The organism is Kitasatospora sp. NPDC047058 (assembly GCF_040643935.1).
In the GTDB taxonomy this organism is placed as follows: Bacteria; Actinomycetota; Actinomycetes; order Streptomycetales; family Streptomycetaceae; genus Kitasatospora.
The window spans coordinates 1-4562 of sequence record NZ_JBEYVJ010000482.1; the positions used below are offsets into that span (position 1 = coordinate 1).

At 78.2% G+C, this 4562-nt stretch carries 2 protein-coding genes; both read left to right on the forward strand.

The window, feature by feature from the left end; translation table 11 throughout:
- The first annotated feature begins 71 nt into the window (after positions 1–71).
- Positions 72–2318, forward strand: a complete 2247-nt coding sequence (lanL, locus tag ABZ885_RS35870) for a class IV lanthionine synthetase LanL (protein ID WP_360198409.1) — start codon at positions 72–74, stop codon at positions 2316–2318.
- A complete protein-coding gene (locus tag ABZ885_RS35875; RefSeq protein WP_360198412.1) occupies positions 2315–4339 on the forward strand; it encodes an alpha/beta fold hydrolase in 2025 nt (674 codons plus the stop codon). Before lanL ends, ABZ885_RS35875 begins: the two co-directional genes overlap by 4 nt.
- Positions 4340–4562 lie beyond the last annotated feature (223 nt).

Below are 4562 nucleotides of genomic sequence, written 5' to 3' on the forward strand. Positions count from 1 at the left end.
TTTTCTCAAAGCCGGTCGATTCGGGCGGGCCTTCATGATCGATACCGCCGGTAACAGTCAACTGACCTGCGATGTCCAGGAATTGCTTGAAGCGGCTCTTCCACGGCCGCGACACCGACGGCGGTGCGGAGGTCGTGGTCAAGCAGGCCCGCGCGCACATCGAGGTCGACCGGGCCGGCACCGACGCCCGCGCCGCACTCCGGCACGAGGCCGCCCTGCTCGCCCGGCTGGAGGGGCTGGAGCTGGCGCCACGGCCGGTCGAGCTGATCGAGCAGGACGACTCGCTGTTCCTGGTGCAGGAACGAATCGCCGGGCAGCCGCTCGGCAGCTGGGTCGGCGGCCGGCTGCGCCGCGACGGCAGCCCGGACGTCGACTGGGCCGAGGCCGGGCCGCTGGTGCACGCGCTGCTCGACCTGGTCGAGCGGGTGCACGAGCTGGGCCTGGTGCTCCGCGACCTCTCCCCCGGCAACGTCCTGGTGCAGCCCGACGGCACGCTGCGGCTGGTCGACCTGGAGCTGGCCGCCGAGGCCGGCCGCCGGGCCGGCTCGGCCGGCACCCCCGGCTACCGCGCCCCCGAGCAGGGCCCGGGGCGGCTCGCCCTCGTCCCGGACCGGCTCGTGACCGGGCTCCCGGCGGGCGGCCCGGCCGGAGGCGGCGCCTGCGTGGCCGAGCCCGCCGCGGACCTCTACGCACTGGGCGGCCTCTTCTTCCTACTCGCCACCGGCCACGATCCGTTGCTGCCGGAGGACCTGCCGTCGGCCCGCCCGGTCGCCGACCGGCTCGGCCGCTGGCTCGCCCTCGCCGCGCGCTCCGGCGACACCGCGCGGCGGCTCGCGCCGGCGGTCCTGGGGCTGCGGGCCGAGGAGGCGGAGCAGCGGTGGAGCCTGCAGACGGTCCGGGAGGCCCTCGCGGGGGGCGCCGCTCCGGTGGCCGCCGGCCCGACGGCCGGGAAGGCCCCGGCCGCGGCCTCACCGGTGGGCGGCGGGTCCGTCGTCGACCGGGTCCTGCGCGACGGCCTGCGGCACCTCGCCACGACCGCCACGCCGCTGCGGCGGGACCGGCTCTGGCCGATCGTCCCGGCCGGCGAGCGGTCCGACCCGTGCAACGTCCAGCACGGCGCCGCCGGCGTCCTCGCACTGCTGGCCCGCGCCGCGGTGACCGCCGGGCTGCCGGACGAGGTCCGGGCGGAGGCCAGGAACACGACGCGGACGGCCGTCGAGTGGATCGAGCGCCGCTGCGCCGACGAGCCGGTCGTCCTGCCCGGGCTGCACTTCGGCCGCTCGGGCGCCGCCTGGGCCCTGCTGGACGCCGCCGGGGCGCTGGCCGACCGTCCGCTCGCCGAGCGCGCGGCCGGACTGGCCCGCCGGATAGCCGTCGAGTGGCCCAACCCGGACGTCTGCCACGGCGCCGCGGGCGCCGGCTTCCTCCAACTGCGGTTCGCCGCGGCCGACCTGGGGCCGGACTCGGCCCGGGAGTTCCTGGCCCGGGCGGCGCACTGCGGCCACCGCCTGCTCGCCGCCGGCCGGCCGACGCCGTACGGCACGGTGTGGCCCGTCCCGGAGGACTTCGACTCGGCGCTCGCCGGGATCACCCACCTCGGCTTCGCCCACGGGGTCGCGGGTGTCGGCGCGTTCCTGCTCGCCGCCGCCGAGGCCACCGGCGACCGGGCGCTGCTCGACGGCGCCGCCGAGGCCGGGCGCACGCTCGCGACCACCGTCCGGCGGGAGTTCGGCGACGGTGCGGAGGAGAGCGCCTGGTGGCCGCAGGACGCCGACGACCCCGAGCAGGTCAGGCTCGCCCACTGGTGCAGCGGGTCGTCCGGCGCGGGCACCTTCCTGCTCCGGCTCTGGCAGGTCACCGGTGACGCGGGCGCACGCGAACTCGCCCTCGCCGCGGGCCGGGCGGTGCTGGCCGGGCGCTGGCACTGCGGCGTCAGCGCCTGCCACGGGCTGGCCGGCGACGGCGAGTACCTGCTCGACCTGGCCCAGGCCACCGGTGCGGCCGAATTCAGCAGTGGAGCCGAGGAGTTGGGTCAGCTGATCGCCGCCCGGACGGCCCTGCGGAGCGGGCTGCTGGTGCTGCCGGACGAGACCGGCACCGGCTGCGCCGCCGCGTACGGGACCGGGACCGCGGGTGCGCTCGCCTTCCTGCTGCGGCTGCGGCACGGCGGACCCCGGCTCTGGGTCGACCCGGTACCGCCCTCGTTCCCGGCCGGCGGCCCGGGGCGGCCCGGCGCTGACCGGCCCGACGGCCGGGGTTCGGACGGCGCCGGCGGCCCTGACGACCACGGCGGACCCGACGAGGCGAGGGCGACATGATGGTGGCCACCCGGATCGTGACCCAGGCCCTGCGCCGCCTCAGCTTCACCTTCGCCGCCGACGGCAGCCACGCCGCCTGCCTCGCCTCCGCCGCCGACGGCGGCTGGTACGCGGAGAGCTGGCGGCTGCCGGAGAGCGGCCCGGTCGTCCCGCTCGCGCTGGCCCTGCCCGGCAACCGGTCCGAGCACCTGCGCTCGCAGCTGGTCGCACTCCCGGACGGCTCCGTGCTGGTCTGCCGGCACGACGGCGAACGGCACGACCTGGTGCTGCTCGGCGTCGCCGCCGGGCAAGGCCGCGAACCGGTCACCACCGAGCGGCAGCTGGCCACCCTGAAGTGCCCCGGCCTGCGGGTGCTGCCCCTTCCGGCACAGGCGCCGGCGGGGCCCGGCGCCCCGGTCGCCGTCGCCCTGGGCAGCGACACCCGTCCGGCCACCACGGTCTGGCTGGTGCCGGCCGACGGCAGCGGGCCCCGGCAGGTGGCCGAGATCCCGGGCCTGCACGGCGGCGGCGTCTGGCTCGACCACACCGGCGCACTGCTGGCGCTCGACCGGGTCGGCGAGGGCACCGTCCGCACCGTCGTCCTGGACCTGCGCAGCGGCGCCGTCACCCCGCTGCTGGAGATCGGCGAGCGCAGCAACGACCGGCTGGTGCTGTTCGACCCGGACAGCCGCTTCGCGGTCGTCCGCAGCGACGCGCCCGGCACCGACCGGCTCGGCTGGGGCGTGCTGGACGGACGCGGCGAGCCGCTGCGGCTCCCGGACTGCCTGCACGTGGCGGGCGTGTTCTTGCGGCCGGTGGCCCTGCGGCCCGGTCCGGAGGGCCACCGGGTGGTGATCCAGATCGACCACGGCGCGGGCTCGGCACTCGCGGTGTGGCGGCCCGCCGCCGGACGCCTGGACCCGCTGCCGGTGCCCGCCGGACGGTTCGGCGCGGTCGGCCACTGGTCCGGCGCGGGCCTGCGGATGCCGTACTCCGCCCCCGACCACCCGGCCGCGCTGGCCACCCTGGACGTGGACGCGCTGCTGGGCCAGGGCCCGGCCGCCGCCGGGTCCGGCCCGATGCCGCTGCCGCTGCAGTTGGCGCCGCTGGGCTCCGCGCAGCCCGGCTCCGGCCTGCCGGCCCCGTGGCGGGACACCATCCTGCCCTGGCAGCCCGGCGTGCCGCGCCCCCCGCGGGCCGAGGCCCCGGCCGGCTGGCGGCTGGACGGCTCCGCCCAGCCCGGCGACGGCGGCCGCTGGCACCCGGCCCAGAGTCTCGAACTCGCCGGTCCGGCCGGCCCGTTGGAGGCCGTCGTGTACGGCGGCGACACCTGGCTGAGCAGTCCGCACCTGGTGCTCGCGCTGCACGGCGGCCCGGCGGACGCCTGGCGGCTGGAGTTCGACCCAGCGCTGCAGCGGATGGCGGCCGAGGGCCTCGCCGTCCTCGCCCCGAACCAACGCGGCTCCACCGGCTACGGGGTGGCGCACGCGATGGCCATCCGCGGCGCCTGGGGCGGACCGGACCTCGACGACGTCCTGTACCTGCTGGAAGCCCTCGCGGGCCAGCGCGCCGCGCTCGGCCTGGAGCCGCCCGCCCTGTTCGGCGTCAGCTACGGCGCGTTCCTCGCCCTGCTGGCGGCCGCACACGCACCGGCCGAGCAGGTCGCCCGGTGCGCGGTGGTCGCACCGTTCCTGTCCGGCGCCCGGCTGCTGGCCGAAGCCGCTCCCCCCGTACGGGCGTTGACCACCCGGCTGGGCGGCGGCGAGCCGATCGCCGACGCCCGCGGCCCGCGCGACGTGCTCCAGCTCGCGCACCGGATCGGCGCGCCGCTGCTGGTGGTCCACGGCGACCGGGACGAGGTCGTCCCGGTGAGCCAGTCCCGTGCGCTGCGGCACGAGTTGCTGCGGATCGGCCGCAGCGAGGGCGCCGACTTCCGCTACGTGGAGGCGGCCGGCGCCGGCCACGAGGTGCTGGCCGAGGACGGCGCCGCCGTGCTGCACGAGCTGCTGGCCGCCTTCCTGCGGACCGGCCGGCCGGGATAGCCCGGCCCAGCCCACAGACTCCCGGGCCGACGGGCCCGGGGCGGTACCCGCGGTGGTGGATGGAGGCCGCCGCGGGGCGCACCACCGAACGCCCCTACCGCAGATCGCGGCGGGCGTCAGCATCCGGGCGCGGCCCCGGAAGCGGCATGATCACGCCCGACCGCCTGCGGCTGCTCCACGTGGTGATCGACCCCGATCTGAACGAGCCCGGCAACGTCATCGT

Bases quoted from the DNA above. Each gene is read 5' to 3' on its own strand.
- lanL (WP_360198409.1), top strand. From the start codon at position 72: ATGTCCAGGAATTGCTTGAAGCGGCTCTTCCACGGCCGCGACACCGAC.
- ABZ885_RS35875 (WP_360198412.1), top strand. From the start codon at position 2,315: ATGATGGTGGCCACCCGGATCGTGACCCAGGCCCTGCGCCGCCTCAGC.